General features: G+C 70.0%; 11 protein-coding genes. 6 read left to right on the forward strand and 5 right to left on the reverse strand.

Going from position 1 to position 15,161, the window contains the following annotated elements; all coding sequences use genetic code 11:
- Window positions 1-37: 37 nt before the first annotated feature.
- From BLV72_RS04835 to metH, 3 genes are all read right to left on the reverse strand, one after another.
- Window positions 38-1,636: an ABC transporter substrate-binding protein gene (locus BLV72_RS04835; protein WP_093460511.1), complete on the reverse strand. Its 1,599-nt coding sequence runs from the start codon at window positions 1,634-1,636 to the stop codon at window positions 38-40.
- A gap of 338 nt (window positions 1,637-1,974) precedes the next feature.
- Window positions 1,975-2,676, reverse strand: coding sequence for an HAD family hydrolase (locus BLV72_RS04840; protein WP_093460512.1), 702 nt, complete (start codon window positions 2,674-2,676; stop codon window positions 1,975-1,977).
- 149 nt (window positions 2,677-2,825) lie between these two features.
- Entirely contained in the window at window positions 2,826-6,332 is a 3,507-nt protein-coding gene (metH, locus tag BLV72_RS04845) for a methionine synthase (protein ID WP_093460514.1), read from the reverse strand.
- Between the two features lie 236 nt (window positions 6,333-6,568).
- Here metH and BLV72_RS04850 point away from each other — a divergent pair, with 236 nt between their 5' ends.
- The 6 genes from BLV72_RS04850 (at window position 6,569) to BLV72_RS04875 (ending at window position 13,244) form a co-directional block, all read left to right on the forward strand.
- Window positions 6,569-7,333 carry an IclR family transcriptional regulator gene (locus BLV72_RS04850; protein ID WP_093460515.1) on the forward strand — a complete coding sequence of 255 codons (765 nt, stop codon included), beginning with the start codon at window positions 6,569-6,571 and terminating at the stop codon, window positions 7,331-7,333.
- A 276-nt stretch (window positions 7,334-7,609) separates the two neighbouring features.
- The gene (locus tag BLV72_RS04855; protein WP_093460517.1) at window positions 7,610-8,404 is read left to right on the forward strand and encodes an MIP/aquaporin family protein; all 795 of its coding nucleotides are present in this window, start codon (window positions 7,610-7,612) and stop codon (window positions 8,402-8,404) included.
- Between the two features lie 33 nt (window positions 8,405-8,437).
- Complete coding sequence (glpK, locus tag BLV72_RS04860) at window positions 8,438-9,985, forward strand: glycerol kinase GlpK (RefSeq protein WP_093460518.1); 1,548 nt, start codon at window positions 8,438-8,440, stop codon at window positions 9,983-9,985.
- Window positions 9,986-9,988: 3 nt separating this feature from the next.
- Window positions 9,989-11,599, forward strand: coding sequence for a glycerol-3-phosphate dehydrogenase/oxidase (locus tag BLV72_RS04865; RefSeq protein ID WP_093460520.1), 1,611 nt, complete (start codon window positions 9,989-9,991; stop codon window positions 11,597-11,599).
- 343 nt (window positions 11,600-11,942) lie between these two features.
- On the forward strand, window positions 11,943-12,413 hold the full coding sequence (locus BLV72_RS04870; protein ID WP_059148619.1) for a hypothetical protein: 471 nt from the start codon (window positions 11,943-11,945) through the stop codon (window positions 12,411-12,413).
- A gap of 159 nt (window positions 12,414-12,572) precedes the next feature.
- Window positions 12,573-13,244: a FadR/GntR family transcriptional regulator gene (locus tag BLV72_RS04875; protein ID WP_093460521.1), complete on the forward strand. Its 672-nt coding sequence runs from the start codon at window positions 12,573-12,575 to the stop codon at window positions 13,242-13,244.
- Between the two features lie 22 nt (window positions 13,245-13,266).
- On the opposite strand, the gene BLV72_RS04880 is transcribed toward BLV72_RS04875, so the two are convergent.
- Both BLV72_RS04880 and BLV72_RS04885 read right to left on the reverse strand, forming a co-directional pair.
- On the reverse strand, window positions 13,267-14,118 hold the full coding sequence (locus BLV72_RS04880) for an amidohydrolase family protein (protein WP_093460522.1): 852 nt from the start codon (window positions 14,116-14,118) through the stop codon (window positions 13,267-13,269).
- Entirely contained in the window at window positions 14,066-15,142 is a 1,077-nt protein-coding gene (locus BLV72_RS04885) for an aldo/keto reductase (protein ID WP_093460523.1), read from the reverse strand. The genes BLV72_RS04880 and BLV72_RS04885 overlap by 53 nt, the downstream gene beginning before the upstream one ends.
- Window positions 15,143-15,161 lie beyond the last annotated feature (19 nt).

Here is a 15,161-nt window from a genome sequence, read left to right on the forward strand (position 1 = left end):
CATTCGTCGTTTCGTGCCTGACCCCCGTGGGTCGTTCTCAGTCGCCCTTGCCGAGCTCCCACAGCTGCAGCATGGTCGAGGAGTCGAAGGCGTACTCCGCGCCGATGACGTTCTCGCGGGCGGCCACATAGGTGTTGCCCTGCCACAGCGGGAGATAGGGCACGTCGCCGGCGACGGCGTTCTGGATCGACTGGAAGTCCTTGTCGGCGAGGCTGCGCTGGGCCTCCTGCCGGGTCTTGGGGATCAGCTCGTCCTGGATGGTGCTGTTGCGGTAGGGCGAGTTGAGGAAGTTGTCCGTGGTGAGGAACGGCGCGGTGTAGCTGTCGGGGTCCGGGAAGTCGGGCAGCCAGCCCATCCCGGAGGCGGAGAACTGGCGCTTGATGAGCGCGGGGCGGAAGTCCCGCCACGGGTAGCCCTTGATCGTGACGGAGAAGAGCCCGCTGGCGTTGAGCTGCTTCTTCAGCTCCTTGAACTCCCCGGCCGTCTCCGGACCGTAGTGGTCGGTGGTGTAGGTCAGCGTCAGCTTCACCGGGGTGCTGATACCGGCGTCGCGCAGCACGCTCTTGGCGGCCGCGGGGTCCGGGTCGCCGTACTCGTTGTGGAACGAGTTGATATGCGAGGAGATGCTGGTGGGGATCATCGAGTAGAGCGGCTCGGCGGTCCGCTTGTACACATCGCGCACCAGCGCCTGACGGTCCACGAGATGGGCGATGGCCTGCCGGACCGCCTTGTTCTTGACCGCCGGGTCCGAGGTGTTGAAGACCAGATAGCGGATGCCCTGCCCGGAGGACTCGAAGAGCCGGACGCCCTTGATGTCGCCCTTGTTGAGCTTGTCGATCTGATCGGGCGAGAAGCCGCGGTGGACCACGTCGAGGTCGCCCTTGACCAGCGCCTTCTCCATGGTCGCGGCGGAGTCGTAGAAACGCATCTCCGCCTTGTCGGCCTTCAGCTCGACATCGCCCTTGTAGTTGCTGTTCTTGGTGAAGACGACCTTGACCAGCCGGTTGTCGCGCACCTCGGTCTTCGCGGTGTACGGGCCCGAGCCCGTCATCTCGAACCCGTTGCGCAGCGCGTCGGGCTTGTAGACCTCGCTGTCCAGGATCACGGCGGCCGGGGTGGTGAGCTTGGACGGGAAGGTCGCGTCCGGCTGCGAGAGATGGATGACGATCTCGCGGTCGCTGGGGGTTTCGATCTTGTCCACGTTGGACAGCAGCGACTTGGTGCCGTTGGGGTCGTCGATGCGCAGCACGCGCTCGAGGGAGAACTTGACGTCCTCGGAGGTCAGGTCGTGACCGTTGGAGAACTTCAGACCGCTGCGCAGCGTGCAGCGGTACTGCTCGCTCTGCCGGTCCTGGAAGCCGCACTTCTCGGCGGCGTCGGGTATCGGCTCGGTTCCCGACCGGGGCAGTCTCATCAGCGTCTGGAAGGCGTTGTGCAGCACGCTCCAGGAGGCGAAGTCGTAGGCCAGGGCCGGGTCCAGCGGAGCGGGCGCCTCCTTCGACGCCTCGATGCGGTCCGTGCTGCCCAGGACGATCGCCTTACCGTCCGAGCCCGAGCCGTCGGTACCACCGCACGCGGCGAGCGTGGAGATCAGGAGGCCGGCCACAGCCGGCAGCACCAGCGACTTGCGCGTCATTGTCGGGAGTCTCCCTGCCATCGATCAACTACTCGCGACGAGATTAGTCCGCGGCGCCGACCATGCTCAGACACAACGAAGTTGAGGCGATATCACGCCCCGATAACGAGCGGCCATTGACCGATATCCGGACGCTGCCACGATTCATACGGCATGCCACCAATCCGGACATGTGGGTTCACCCAAATCGCACCAGACAGGACGCGCGACAGACAACCGTCCCACCCGTTCACCGCCTGGACAGTGATAAACATCACGTTCCATTGTCGCCAACGGAACGTGAAAAGTGCGCCCGCGCTATTCAGTTTGCAATTTACAGAAATACGCTCGGTGCGCGTTCAGTGCATTGCAGTGACCAGAGTACGCAGAAATGAAAGATCGACTTCTTCGAGCGAACCGACGACCGTACGCCCCGCGGCGGGCTCGATCGGCACCACGGACGGCACCGCGACCACCCGGCACCCGGCCGCCTCCGCGGCCCGTACGCCCGTGTCGGTGTCCTCGATGACCACGCACCGCCCCGGCTCGGCGGCCAGTCCGGCCGCGGCGAACAGATACGGGTCCGGATGCGGCTTGGTCCGCTCGACCTCGTCGCCCGCAACCGTCAGGGTGAAGTGCTCCGGGCCGAGCGAGCGCAGGACCCGGTCCATCACCCGCCGGTGGGAGGCGGAGACCAGGGCGGTGGGGATGGACTGCGCGGCCAGCTCGGTGAGCAGCCGGCGGGCGCCGGGCAGCATCGGCACACTGCCGTCGATCAGCTCGGTGAAGCGGCTGTTGAGCAGGCCGGTGAGCTCGGCGAGGGCGATCTCGGCGCCGGTGGCCTCGATCAGGAACTGGGCGCTGCGCGACATCGGGCCGCCGACGACGACGTGGCGGTACTCCTCGGCGAGGGCATGACCGAGCTCGGCGAAGATGGCGACCTCCGCATCCCACCAGATGCCCTCGGTGTCGACCAGGGTGCCGTCCATGTCGAGCAGAACGGCTTGCAGTGCCGAGCCTTCGGCCGTACGGGTATCGACGGCGGGGATGCTGCTGGTCATCCAAACACCTCCGGATAAGGGGCACGAAGGCCGGCCCCCTTCCACTGACGGGAAGGCGACCGGCCTCTACCGGATCGACCAGTCTACGTCGCGTCGCGCCGACGCGCCTCGTGAGCACCGTAAGGCGGTCACGAACCGCCGCCGCGGGACTACCGCGCGTTGAAGTACTTGGCCTCCGGGTGGTGGATCACGATGGCGTCCGTGGACTGCTCGGGGTGGAGCTGGAACTCCTCCGAGAGCTTCACGCCGATCCGCTCGGGCCGCAGCAGATCGGCGATCTTCGCACGGTCCTCCAGGTCGGGGCAGGCGCCGTAACCCAGCGAGAAGCGAGCGCCGCGGTACTTCAGCGCGAACATCTCCTCCATCTCGCTCGGGTCCTCACCGGCGAAGCCCAGCTCGCCACGGACCCGGGCGTGCCAGTACTCGGCCAGCGCCTCCGCGAGCTGGACGGACAGGCCGTGCAGCTCCAGATAGTCGCGGTAGGAGTCGGCGGCGAACAGCTCGGCGGTGGCCTCGCCGATCTTCGAGCCGACGGTCACCACCTGCAGCCCGACGACATCGGTCTCACCGGACTCCTCGGGCCGGAAGAAGTCGGCCAGACACAGCCTGCGGCCGCGGCGCTGGCGCGGGAAGGTGAAGCGGGTCCGCTCGCTGCCGTCCTCGTTCAGCAGGACCAGGTCGTCGCCCTTGGAGACGCACGGGAAGTAGCCGTAGACGACGGCCGCCTCCAGCAGGTTCCCGGTGTGCAGCCGGTCCAGCCAGCCGCGCAGCCGGGGCCGCCCCTCGCTCTCCACCAGCTCCTCGTAGCCGGGCCCGTCGCCGGTGCGGGCCTGCTTGAGCCCCCACTGGCCCTTGAACAGCGCGCCCTCGTCCAGCCAGGAGGCGTAATCGGCCTGCTGGATGCCCTTGACGACGCGGGTGCCCCAGAAGGGCGGGGTGGGCAGGGGGTTGTCGGTGGCCACGTCCGAGCGCGCCGGGCCCTCGTCCGGCTCCGGCTCCCGCACCTGGGCGGCGCGCTGGGGGACGCGGCGCTGCCGGAGCTCGGGGAGCGCCGCGCCGGGCACCCCGCGCTTGACGGCGATCAGGGCGTCCATGAGGCGCAGGCCCTCGAAGGCGTCGCGGGCGTAGCGCACCTCGCCCTCGTAGATCTCGTGCAGATCCTGCTCGACGTAGGCGCGGGTGAGGGCGGCGCCGCCGAGGATGACGGGGAACCGGGCGGCCAGCTTGCGCTGGTTGAGCTCCTCCAGGTTCTCCTTCATGATCACCGTGGACTTCACCAGCAGCCCGGACATGCCGATCACATCGGCGCGGTGCTCCTCGGCGGCCTCCAGGATCGCCGAGACCGGCTGCTTGATGCCCAGGTTGACCACGTTGTAGCCGTTGTTGGACAGGATGATGTCCACGAGGTTCTTACCGATGTCATGGACGTCGCCGCGGACGGTGGCGAGCACGATGGTGCCCTTGCCCTCGTCGTCGGACTTCTCCATGTGCGGCTCCAGATGCGCCACCGCGGTCTTCATGACCTCGGCGGACTGGAGCACGAACGGAAGCTGCATCTGGCCGGAGCCGAAGAGCTCGCCGACCACCTTCATGCCGTCCAGCAGCGTCTCGTTGACGATCTCGAGGGCGGGGCGCTCCTGGAGCGCCTCGTCGAGGTCGGCCTCCAGGCCGTTGCGCTCACCGTCGATGATGCGCCGCTTGAGGCGCTCGTCCAGGGGCAGCGCGGCCAGTTCCTCGGCCTTGCCCGCCTTGAGGGACTTGGCGGTGGCGCCCTCGAAGAGCCCCATCAGCTTCTGCAGCGGGTCATAGCCCTCGGCGCGGCGGTCGTAGATCAGGTCCAGGGCGGTCTTGACCTGCTCCTCCTCGAACCGCGCGATCGGCAGGATCTTGGAGGCGTGCACGATCGCCGAGTCCAGGCCCGCCTTGACGCATTCGTCGAGGAAGACGGAGTTGAGCACGATGCGGGCGGCCGGGTTGAGGCCGAAGGAGATGTTCGACAGGCCCAGTGTGGTCTGGACGTCCGGGTGGCGCCGCTTGAGCTCGCGGATCGCCTCGATGGTGGCGATGCCGTCCTTACGGGACTCCTCCTGACCGGTGCAGATGGTGAAGGTCAGGGTGTCGATGAGGATGTCCGACTCGTGGATGCCCCAGTTGCCGGTCAGGTCGGCGATCAGCCGCTCGGCGATCGCCACCTTGTGCTCCGGCGTGCGGGCCTGGCCCTCCTCGTCGATGGTCAGCGCGATCAGGGCCGCGCCGTGCTCCTGGGCGAGCCGGGTGACCTTGGCGAACCGCGACTCGGGGCCGTCCCCGTCCTCGTAGTTGACGGAGTTGATGACCGCGCGTCCGCCGAGCTTCTCCAGCCCGGCCCGGATGACGTCGACCTCGGTGGAGTCCAGGACGATGGGGAGGGTGGAGGCGGTGGCGAACCGCCCGGCCAGCTCCTCCATGTCCGCGACGCCGTCCCGGCCGACGTAGTCCACGCACAGGTCGAGCAGATGGGCGCCCTCGCGGATCTGCTCCCGGGCGATCTCCACACAGTCGTCCCAGCGGGCCTCGAGCATGGCCTCGCGGAACTTCTTGGAGCCGTTGGCGTTGGTGCGCTCGCCGATCGCCAGATACGAGGTGTCCTGGCGGAACGGCACCGTCTGGTAGAGCGAGGCGGCGCCGGGCTCGGGGCGCGGGGAGCGCTCGGTGGGGGTCAGATCGCGGACCCGCTCGACGACCTGGCGCAGATGCTCGGGCGTGGTGCCGCAGCAGCCGCCGACCAGGGAGAGCCCGTACTCGCGGACGAAGGTCTCCTGGGCGTCGGCCAGCTCGCCCGGGGTGAGCGGGTAGTGGGCGCCGTCCTTGCCCAGCACCGGAAGGCCGGCGTTGGGCATACAGGACAGCGGGATGCGGGAGTGGCGGGCGAGATGGCGCAGATGCTCGCTCATCTCGGCGGGGCCGGTGGCGCAGTTGAGGCCGATCATGTCGATGCCGAGCGGCTCGAGGGCGGTGAGCGCCGCGCCGATCTCGGAGCCGAGCAGCATGGTGCCGGTGGTCTCGACGGTGACCGAGCAGATCACGGGGAGGTTGGCGCCGGTGGCGTCCAGGGCGCGGCGGGCGCCGAGGATCGCGGCCTTGGTCTGCAGCAGGTCCTGGGTGGTCTCCACCAGGAGGGCGTCCGCACCACCGGCGATCATGCCTTCGGCATTGGCCTGGTAGGCGTCGCGGAGGGTGACGTAGGGCGCGTGGCCGAGGGTGGGCAGCTTGGTGCCGGGGCCCATGGAGCCCAGCACCCAGCGCTGGCGTCCGTCGGCGGCGAACTCGTCGGCGACCTCGCGGGCGATCCGGGCGCCGGCCTCGGAGAGCTCGTGGACGCGTTCGGGGATGTCGTACTCACCGAGCGCCGCGTGGTTGGCGCCGAAGGTGTTGGTCTCGACGCAGTCCACCCCGGCGGCGTAGTACTCCGCGTGGACCGCCCGGACGATGTCCGGGCGGGTGATGTTGAGGATCTCGTTGCAGCCCTCGAGCTGCTGGAAGTCGTCGAGACTGGGGTCCTGCGCCTGGAGCATCGTCCCCATCGCGCCGTCGGCGACCACCACGCGGGTGGCCAGTGCTTCGCGGAGCGCTTCGGCTCGGGCGGCGGATGTGGGCGATGGCGTATGCGAGGCCATGGATGTGCTCCCTGGAGTGCGACGGCTGTCGGCTTTGCGCCCTCCCCGGGGACGGCGCACCACGCCAGGGTAGCTGCCAGTGGTCATTTCACGATGGTCGTTCCATCAGCCGGGATGGGAGCGGGCGGCCGGCCCTCGGCGGGCCCTTGATCGTCGACAGATGGCCTCGCGGTACCGCGGGGTCGACATGGACCGATAGTGTTCAGCATTGTCGAACCGCAGTCAGGAGGTTGGCGATGGCCCGGAACATCCAGTCGTTGGAGCGCGCCGCCGCGATGCTACGCCTGCTCGCCGGTGGTGAGCGACGTCTGGGACTGTCCGACATCGCCTCCACTCTGGGGCTGGCCAAGGGCACCGCGCACGGCATACTGCGCACGCTGCAGCAGGAGGGCTTCGTCGAGCAGGACGAGGCATCCGGCCGCTATCAGCTCGGCGCGGAGCTGCTGCGCCTGGGCAACAGCTATCTGGACGTGCACGAGCTGCGCGCCCGCGCCCTGGTCTGGACGGACGACCTGGCCCGTTCCAGCGGCGAGAGCGTGTACCTGGGCGTGGTGCACCAGCAGGGCGTGCTGATCGTCCACCATGTCTTCCGGCCGGACGACAGCCGCCAGGTGCTGGAGGTCGGCGCGATGCACCCGCTGCACTCCTCGGCCCTGGGCAAGGTCCTGTCCGCGTACGACCCGGTCGCCCACAGCGAGGTGACCGAGGCCGACCGTAAGGCGTTCACGCCCCGCACGGTGACCGGGGAGCGGGAGTTCGAGGGCGTGCTGAACCTGATCCGGGCGCGCGGCTGGGCCTCCGATGTGGAGGAGACCTGGGAGGGCGTGGCGTCGGTCGCGGCGCCCATCCACGACCGGCGCCGGCTGCCGGTGGGCGCGGTGGGGATCACGGGCGCGGTCGAGCGGGTGTGCGACGACGGGGAGCTGCGCTCGGAGCTCGTGGCCGCCGTACGGGACTGCGCCCGCGCCGTCTCCCGGGACCTGGGTGCGCTCCGTTTCTGAATCGTGGCAACCCGCGCGGATCTGCCCCCATATCCCGGCATGACCTGCTTCATCACGGTTTCACATACGCGCGATTTTTCCTTCACACGGCCCTTGACGGGGTCTTCGCTGTGAAGAAAACTGCCGTTCATCGGTCGGCATTGTCGAACACCTGACGACAATATTCGCTATGGTGGACTCGCCGCGGGCCGACCAACGCCCTCCCACGAGGGCGCGGACCACCGGTGAGAACCCGGGGGTTCGCCTTCCCCTGGACGAAGGACAAAGGAGTCGCGGGTGTCCAGCTCCGACATCTTCATCGGCGAGACCATCGGTACCGCCGTACTCATTCTGCTCGGCTGCGGTGTCGTCGCCGGCGTGATCTTGAAGCGATCCAAGGCGTTCGAGGCGGGGTGGGTCGCCATCACCCTCGGGTGGGGCTTCGCCGTACTCACCGGCGCGTATATCTCGGCGCCTCTCTCGGGGGCCCATCTCAACCCGGCGGTGACGCTCGGCCTCGCCATCAAGGGCGGCATCGAGTGGAGCGATGTGCCGGTCTACTTCCTCGGCCAGATGCTCGGCGCGGTGATCGGCGCGGCGCTGGTGTGGCTCGCCTACCTCGGCCACTTCCACGCCCATCTCACCGACCGCCAGATCGTCGGCGGCCCGGGCGCCCAGGACACGGTTGCGGCGGACAAGCAGCAGGCCACCGACGCCGGCCCGGTGCTGGGCGTCTTCTCCACCGGCCCCGAGATCCGGAACGTCGCCCAGAACCTGGCCACCGAGATCATCGCCACGGCCGTGCTGGTGCTCGCCATCCTCACCCAGGGGCTCAACGGCGACGGCAAGGGCCTGGGCGTCATCGGCGTCATGATCACCGCCTTCGTGGTGGTCGGCATCGGCCTCTCGCTCGGCGGCCCGACCGGTTACGCCATCAACCCGGCGCGTGACCTCGGCCCCCGTATCGCCCACGCCCTCCTGCCGCTGCCCAACAAGGGCGGCTCGGACTGGGGCTATGCCTGGATCCCGGTCGTCGGCCCGCTCATCGGCGGCGCCATCGCCGGCGGGATCTACGAGATCGCCTTCGCCTAGCCCACCCCACCACCCGCAGGAGAGCAGCAGATCATGACCGACACCCACACCACGAGCGCCTCGTCCCACGGCCAGGGCCCGTTCATCGCGGCCATCGACCAGGGCACCACCTCCAGCCGCTGCATCGTCTTCGACCGCGACGGCCGCATCGTCTCGGTGGACCAGAAGGAACACGAGCAGATCTTCCCCAAGCCCGGCTGGGTGGAGCACAACGCCACCGAGATCTGGGAGAACGTCAAGGAGGTCGTCGCCGGCGCCATCAGCAAGGCCGGCATCACCGCCATCGACGTCAAGGCGATCGGCATCACCAACCAGCGCGAGACCACCCTGCTGTGGGACCGCAAGACCGGTGAGCCGGTGCACAACGCCATCGTCTGGCAGGACACCCGCACCGACGCCCTCTGTCGCGAGCTCGGCCGCAACGTCGGCCAGGACCGCTTCCGCCGCGAGACCGGCCTCCCGCTGGCCTCCTACTTCGCCGGCCCCAAGATCCGCTGGCTGCTCGACAACGTCGAGGGGCTGCGCGAGCGGGCCGAGGCGGGCGACATCCTCTTCGGCACCATGGACTCCTGGGTCATCTGGAACCTGACCGGCGGCGTCAACGGCGGTGTGCACGTCACCGACGTCACCAACGCCTCCCGCACCCTCCTGATGAACCTCCACACCCTCGACTGGGACGAGAAGATCCTCACGTCGATGGACATCCCGGCCGCCGTGCTGCCGCAGATACGCTCCTCCGCCGAGGTCTACGGCCACACGGCCGAGGGCATCCTGGCGGGCGTGCCGGTCGCCTCGGCGCTCGGCGACCAGCAGGCGGCCCTGTTCGGCCAGACCTGCTACGCCGAGGGCGAGGCCAAGTCGACCTACGGCACCGGCACCTTCCTGCTGATGAACACCGGCGAGAAGCCGGTCAACTCCTACAACGGGCTGCTGACCACCGTCGGCTACCGGATCGGCGACGAGAAGCCGGTCTACGCCCTGGAGGGCTCGATCGCGGTCACCGGTTCGCTGGTGCAGTGGATGCGGGACCAGATGGGCCTGATCAACAGCGCCGCCGAGATCGAGACCCTCGCCAGCTCCGTCGAGGACAACGGCGGCGCGTACTTCGTGCCCGCCTTCTCGGGCCTGTTCGCCCCGTACTGGCGGGACGACGCGCGTGGCGTGATCGCGGGCCTGACCCGCTATGTCACCAAGGCGCACATCGCGCGCGCCGTACTCGAGGCCACCGCGTGGCAGACCCGCGAGATCGTCGACGCGATGACCAAGGACTCCGGGGTCGAGCTCACCGCGCTCAAGGTCGACGGCGGCATGACCTCCAACAACCTTTTGATGCAGACCCTCTCCGACGCCCTGGACGCACCCGTGGTGCGCCCGATGGTCGCCGAGACCACCTGCCTCGGCGCGGCCTACGCCGCCGGTCTGGCCGTCGGCTTCTGGCCGGACACCGACGCCCTGCGTGCCAACTGGCGCCGGGCGGCCGAATGGACCCCCCGAATGGACGCGGACGTCCGCGACCGCGAGTACAAGAACTGGCTCAAGGCCGTGCAGCGGACCATGGGCTGGATCGAAGACGAGGAGTAATCAATGACCACCCTGCAGAGCGTTCCGTCCCTCGGAACGCACCCGGCTGCCGGTTCGAACCCGAGCCGAGCCGAAACCCGGGAACAGCTTTCCAAGGCGACGTACGACCTCCTGGTGATCGGCGGCGGCATTCTGGGCATCACCACTGCCTGGCATGCCGCGCAGTCCGGGCTGCGGGTGGCGATGGTGGACGCCGGTGACTTCGCCGGCGCCACCTCCTCCGCCTCCTCCAAGCTGCTCCACGGCGGCCTGCGCTATCTCCAGACCGGCGCGGTCAAGCTGGTCGCCGAGAACCACTTCGAGCGGCGCGCGGTCTCCCGTACCGTCGCCCCGCACCTGGCCAACCCGCTCACCTTCTACCTGCCGGTCTACAAGGGCGGCCCGCACGGCGCGACCAAGCTGGGCGCGGGTGTCTTCGCCTACTCGGCGCTCTCCGCGTTCCGCGACGGCGTCGGCCATGTGATCGGCGCCGAGCGGGCCGCGCGCGACGTCCCGGAATTGCGCACCGAGAACCTCAAGGCGGTCGCGGTCTACGGCGACGGCCAGATGAACGACAGCCGCATGGCCCTGATGACGGTCCGGGCGGCCGTGGAGGCGGGCGCCACCGTCCTCAACCACGCCGAGGTCGTGGACCTGCGCAAGAGCGACGGCCGGGTCACCGGCGCCGAGCTCAAGGACCGCACCGACGGCACCGAATTCGGGGTCAACGCCCGTCTGGTGCTCAACGCCACCGGCCCGTGGGTGGACCATCTGCGCCGGATGGAGGACCCGAACGCGGAGCCGTCGATCCGGCTGTCCAAGGGCGCGCATCTGGTCCTCAAGCGCACCTCCCCCTGGCGGGCCGCGCTGGCGACCCCGATCGACAAGTACCGCATCACCTTCGCCCTCCCCTGGGAGGACATGCTGCTGCTGGGCACCACGGACGAGGAGTTCGAGGGCGACCCGGCCGATGTCGCGGTCAACGAGGCGGACATCACCCAGATCCTGGACGAGGCGGCCTTCTCCATCCGCGACCAGCAGCTCTCCCGCGACCTGATCACCTACTCCTTCGCGGGGCTCAGGGTGCTGCCCGGCGGCCCCGGCGACACCGCCAAGGCCAAGCGCGAGACCGTGGTCACCGAGGGCAGGGGCGGGATGCTCTCCATAGCCGGCGGCAAGTGGACCACCTTCCGCCACATCGGCCGCACCGTGATGCACAAGCTGGCCCAGCTCCCGGGCCGCCCGCTCGCCGACGACATGGAGCCGGTCAAGCTGCTGCCCAAGCACATGCCGCTGCCGGGCCTGGCCAATCCGCACGCCGTCGAGCACCGGCTGCTGGTGGACGGCGGCACCCCCGGCCCGCGCATGGCCGCCGACACCGCCCGCCACCTGGCGACCCACTACGGCTCGCTCTCCTTCGACATCGCCCGCCTGGCCAGCGGCGACGCGGCGCTCGCCGAGCGGATCCACCCGGACGCCCCGGAGATCTGGGCGCAGGTCGTCTACGCCCGGGACTACGAGTGGGCGCGCACGGCGGACGACGTACTGCGCCGCCGCACCACCCTGACCATCCGCGGCCTGGACTCCGAGGACATCCGGAGCCGGGTCGAGGATCTGCTGGCCAAGCGACCCTGACCCCCGCGGGGCCGCCTTCCCAGGTCCGGGCGGCCGGGTGAGAGGAAACGTCTTCTCACCCGGCCGCCCGGACTCGGTTCGGGCCCCGGCCGGATCGCCCCGGTGCTGCGCCGGGGCGGCGCGCAGCAGGCCGCGGAGCTGACCTGAGGCTTCCCCAAGTTCCGCCGCCTTTAAGGAAGTTGGCGGTGATCCTCTGCGGGGGCCGCGGACTTACTCGCGCGTTAAAAATCTGCTGAATCGCTCTTGCCTTCTTCGGCGGTGCGCGCATCAATGACATCGCCCGTGGATGACGGGCGGGAACCCCCACACATCAGCGCACTCCCCCACTCCGGAAGGCAGTCCCATGAGACGCTTCAAGCTCGGGATCAGCACGGCAATGGGAACAGCAGCACTGGCCGCCGGCGCGCTGGCGCTGGCGCCGACCGCGTCCGCGGTCGACCCCACGACCGCGACCCTGACCGCCGACTGCGGGACCTACGGGTCGGGCCTGGCCACCCTCACGGCCACGCAGAGCGGGACGGCCGCGACCATCACCCTGTCCTCGGGAGCGATCAAGGCTCCGATCGACGTTCCGGCGGGCTCGGTGAGCTCGACGCTGACGCTGTCGAAGAACGGCTCCGGGACCGCCACCTTCACCGGCAACGCCAACCCGGCGATCCCGACCGGCTCCGATGTGACCACCGGCCCGCTCAAGGGCACGGTGGCCGCGGGCGACGTCCTGGAGGCCAAGTCGCTCAAGCTGGTCATCTTCGGCCTGATCACGGTGAACTGCACCGCCACCTCGCCTCAGAACCCGGGGCCGTTCACCTTCTGAGCCCTCCGATGAACCGGCTCTGAGCCCGTCTTCGGGCCCTCCCGGCAGCAGGTCACAGCAGACCGGCGGCGTCCCCGGCAGACGCCGCCGGTTTCGCGCGCGCCATAAGTCATAATGGACCCCTGATACATCGGATGTTTGGCTCCGGGGAGGTCCACCATGGCGGTCACCGACGAGGCGATCGAGAAAATCAAGGGCATGATCGTCTCGGGCGCGCTGCGGCCCGGTGACCGGCTCCCCAAGGAGAGTGAGCTGGCCGCCGATCTCGGGCTGTCCCGCAACTCGCTGCGCGAGGCCGTACGGGCCCTGTCGCTGATCCGGATCCTCGACGTACGCCAGGGCGACGGCACCTATGTGACCAGCCTCGACCCCCAGTTGCTGCTGGAGGCGCTGAGCTTCGTCGTGGACTTCCACCGCGATGACACCGTACTGGAGTTCCTGGCCGTACGGCGGATCCTGGAGCCCGCGGCCACGGCGCTGGCCTCCACCCGGATCAGCGAGGCCGAGCTGGACCGGCTCCAGGCGCAGCTGGACGCGCTCGGGCAGGAGCCCTCGGTGGAGGAACTGGTCGCCTGCGACCTGGAATTCCACCGCGGCATCGTCCAGTGCTCGGGCAACTCGGTGCTGTGCTCACTGCTCGACGGGCTCTCCGGGCCCACCACCCGGGCCCGGGTGTGGCGCGGGCTGACCCAGGAGGACGCGGTCAGCCGCACCCTCCATGAGCACCGGGCGATCCTCTCCGCGCTGCGGGACCGCGACGCGGAGGCGGCGCGGTCCTGGGCGACGGTGCACATCGCGAGCGTGGAGCAGTGGCTGCGCTCCACGCTGTGAGCCCCGGCGGGCGGCGCGCGCCTTACGGCCGGAGGCCGTAGGCGCGGGCCGCGTTGCCGCCGAAGACGGCGGCGCGCTCGTCCTCGCCGAGCGGCAGGGTGGCCCGCTCCGCGAGGGACACCACCTCGTCGTAGGTCGCGGCCAGGACGCACACCGGCCAGTCGGAGCCGAAGAGCACCCGGCCGGGCCCGAAGGCGTCCAGGACGTGCTGCGCGTACGGCAGCACCTGCTCCGGCTTCCAGCCGTCCCAGTCGGCCTCGGTGACCAGTCCGGACAGCTTGCAGTCGACGTTGGGCACAGCCGCGAGCGAGGTGAGCTGCCGGGCCCAGAGGTCGCGCTCACCGCTCGCCACGGGCGGCTTGGCCGCGTGGTCGAGAACGAAGCGCACCTGCGGCAGCTCGCGGACGGCGTCGATGGCCGCGGGAAGCTCGCGCGGGGTGACCAGCAGGTCGTAGACCAGCCCCGCGTCGGCCACGGCGGCGAGCCCCCGGCGGGCGTCCTCACGGTCCAGCCAGCGCGGATCCGGCTCGTCCTGCACCTGGTGGCGCAGGCCCACCAGCCGGTCGCCGCCGGGTCCGGCGGCCAGCTCCGCGAGCACCTCGCCCACCCCGGGATCGGTGAGGTCGGCCCAGCCGACGACGCCCGCGATCCGGTCCGACCCGCCGGCCAGGGCCAGGAGTTCCCGGGTCTCCTCGACGGAGGAGCTGGACTGGACGACGACGGTGGCGCCGATCCCATGGGCGTCCAGATGCGGGGCGAGGTCGTCCGGGGTGAAGGTGCGGCGGATGGGCTCGGCCCACGGGCCGTCCATCCAGGGCTGCTCACGGCGGGTCAGGTCCCACAGATGGTGGTGGGCGTCGATACGGCGAGGCAAGGTCACTCCTCGGGGTCGGGACCGGCAGCGGGATGTCCTCGTCGAGCAGCCCGCGCGCCACCAGAGCCTGCCACAGCTCATCGGGGATGTCGTGGGTGAACAGCTCGGCGTTGTCCCGGACTTCGGCCGGGGTGGCGCAGCCGACCACGGCCGCGGCCACCGCGGGATGGCCGAAGGGAAAGCGCAGCGCGGCGGCCCGCAGCGGCACCTGGTACTCGGCGCACACCTCGGCCAGCCGCTGGGCCCGCGCCAGGAGCTCGGGCGGCGCCTGCCGGTAGTCGTAGCGGGCCCCGGGGGCGGGGTCGGCGAGCAGCCCGGAGTTGTAGACCCCGCCGACCACCACGGAGGTGCCGCGCCGCTCGCACACCGGCAGCAGATCGTCGTGGGCGGTGCGGTCCAGCAGCGTCCAGCGCCCGGCGCACAGCACCACGTCCACATCGAAGTCGGCGACGAACCGGGCGAGGAGGTCGCTGTGGTTCATGCCGAAGCCGATGGCGCGGACGAGCTTCTCCTGCTTCAGCTCGGCCAGCGCCGCGAAGCCCGTCTCATAGACCTCACGGATGTGGTCTTCCGGATCGTGAACGTAGACGATGTCCAGGGCGTCGACCCCGAGCCGCTCCAGGGAGGACTCGAGGGTGGCGCGGATGCCGTCCCGGGTGAAGTCCCACTCCCGGACCCGGTCGGGGGTGTCGGCGAACCCGTCCGCCTGGACGGGCTCCCCGGGGGCGCGCGGCCGCAGCCGCCGCCCCACCTTGGTGGAGAGGGTGTACGAGGCGCGCTCGCGACCGGCCAGCACCCGCCCCAGCCGCTCCTCGGAGAGACCCACGCCGTAGTGCGGCGCGGTGTCCATATAGGTGAGGCCGGTCTCGAACGCCGCCCTTACGGTGTCCCGCGCGCGCTCCTCCGGCACGGCCTCGTAGAGATTGCCCAGCGGCGCGCAGCCCAGGCCCAGGGGTGGTACGCGCACCCCCGAGCGCCCCAGTTCGCGCGGACCGCTCGGGGCCCGTCCTCCGTCGCCCACCATGACTTCCTCCCGACCGGCT

Origin of the sequence: Streptomyces melanosporofaciens (assembly GCF_900105695.1) — a bacterium.
GTDB classification, from domain to species: Bacteria; Actinomycetota; Actinomycetes; order Streptomycetales; family Streptomycetaceae; genus Streptomyces; species Streptomyces antimycoticus.